The organism is Roseovarius sp. A46 (genome assembly GCF_004126395.1).
GTDB classification, from domain to species: Bacteria; Pseudomonadota; Alphaproteobacteria; order Rhodobacterales; family Rhodobacteraceae; genus Roseovarius; species Roseovarius nitratireducens.
Genome location: NZ_PVWS01000067.1, coordinates 1 through 1964, shown reverse-complemented (window position 1 = coordinate 1964; position 1964 = coordinate 1). Strand labels below are relative to the sequence as shown.

Here is a 1964-nt window from a genome sequence, read left to right as displayed (position 1 = left end):
CTCTTCGCCTACATCGAAGGATTCTACAATTCACGCCGCCTGCATTCCGCGATAGGCTACAGATCACCGGCCGACATGGAGCGCATGGCGGCCTGACCCCGTCCACTTTTTCAGGGCAGGATCAGGTGACCTGCGCGCAGTCAGAGATCAAGTTCTGCGGCTTAGGGCAGCACAAGTCATCCAGCCGTTATCCATAACCCGCCCGTTCCAGATCTCCGATTGATGCACACAAGGCGTTTATGCCCTCCTCGATCAGATCCCGTTGAATCGATGAAACGCCAAGGCGAAAGAACTTCCTGCCTTGTACCTGATCGGCAAAGCAGGGAGCGAGCGGCTCCACGATAACACCCCTTTTCCTGGCGGCACGGCTGATCGTCGTGGCATCCAGACGAGGATTTTCACTTGCCATGACGAAGTTCGTGCCCCCGAACTCTCCTGATCTGAGCAAGCCGGGCAGTCGTTCGGCAAGGACGGACCGGGCCAGGTTCCAGCGGTGCTGGTACTCGTCGCGCACCCTCCGAAGCAATCCGTCGTAATAGCCGAGCCGGATAAACAAGGCCGCCGTCTGTTGCAGGATCATCGGGGGATGTCGGAGCATCATGCCCCGGCAATCGCGGGCGGACGCGATAAATTCGACGGGTGCCGTCATGTAACCAAGGCGCAGACCGGGCGAGAGGCCCTTGGACAGGCTGCCGAGGTAGATCAGGCGACCCGTCGTATCGAGACTGTGAAGCGGCAGGGGGGTGGCATGCCGGTAATCGACGTCGCATTCGTAATCGTCTTCGACAATGTAGAAATCATATTCCTGGGCCGCCTTCAGAAGCTCATGGCGACGACGTTCGGACATCGTGACGGTCGTCGGAAACTGACGGTTGGGTGTCACGAAAACCAGGTCAACATCTCGCAGACGCTCGTCGACGATCATTCCCTCTTCATCCACGGGCTGAGATCGCAATGCCCCGAAATTCGACCGCAGAATCTTGCGGGCGTCGGGATAGCCTGGGTCCTCCATGGCCGCGATACGATCACGCCCGCCAAACAACAGGCTTGTGATGAACAACCCGTTCTGAGAGCCGAGCGTGATCAGAATGGACCTGCTGGGTTCGAAGATCCCGCGGCGCGGAAGGATACGCTGGCCCACCTGTTCGATCAGCTCAACGCTGTCCGAGTACGACCCATCGGCAGACCATATCTTGATATCCTTGCGGTTCATGGCAAGCCGGGTGCATTCGCGCCATTCCGACACCGGGAAGCTGCTCTCATCGACCTGATTGCAAACAAATGGATAGTCATAGGCGTGCCAGTCCTGGGGTCGGAAAATTGTGTCGATATCATCCGCGCGCCGCAGCTTGTTGATCTTGTCTGCAATTGGTGCGCGACGCCGTGACTTGGAGCATTCCGGCTTCGCCGCGTCCACGCGAATACCCCGTTCGGATGTGACGAAATAGCCGGAGCGGGGCCGTGCTTCTATAAGCTGCTCCTCCTCGAGTTTCCGATACGCGGAGACGACCGTGTTGATCGATATATCGAGCTCCCTGGCGAGTTCCCTGCAAGACGCGAGCTTGAGCCCGGATGGCATCAGACCCTGGAAAATCAATCGCGAAATCTGCGAGACAATCTGGTCGCGTAGCCCGCTGGACGATGTCCTGTCGATGGTCAACCGCTGCGTCATATCCCATAGCTCCAGCGTCTAATGCTAAATCGAGTATGGACAAGTGCTATCCGAATTACAGCCATGGGAATTTATCACGCCTCGGGCGGGGCTTTCGCAAGGCCTGTGCGCTGGCCATTCCCTGCGCATGTCTAGGCCCAAGGCCGACAGCACCCGATTCATCCGAAGGAACGTCTGAAAAACCTGCGACTTTCTGCCTAATCTGATAGGTTTGGGGCGTCCGCCAGAGGAGTCCTGCCGATGCCGAAACAGCCCGCCTTTCCCAGCCTGCGTGATGCGATGAAGAAGAAGG

Annotated in this window: 1 protein-coding gene; it reads right to left on the bottom strand. The window is 58.0% G+C overall.

The window, feature by feature from the left end; genetic code table 11:
- Positions 1–187: 187 nt before the first annotated feature.
- Complete coding sequence (locus C6W92_RS17385) at positions 188–1672, bottom strand: PLP-dependent aminotransferase family protein (protein ID WP_129435378.1); 1485 nt, start codon at positions 1670–1672, stop codon at positions 188–190.
- Between the last annotated feature and the right edge of the window lie 292 nt (positions 1673–1964).

Excerpts from the sequence above, each read along its gene's own strand:
- C6W92_RS17385 (WP_129435378.1), bottom strand. The coding sequence starts at position 1,672 with ATGACGCAGCGGTTGACCATCGACAGGACATCGTCCAGCGGGCTACGC.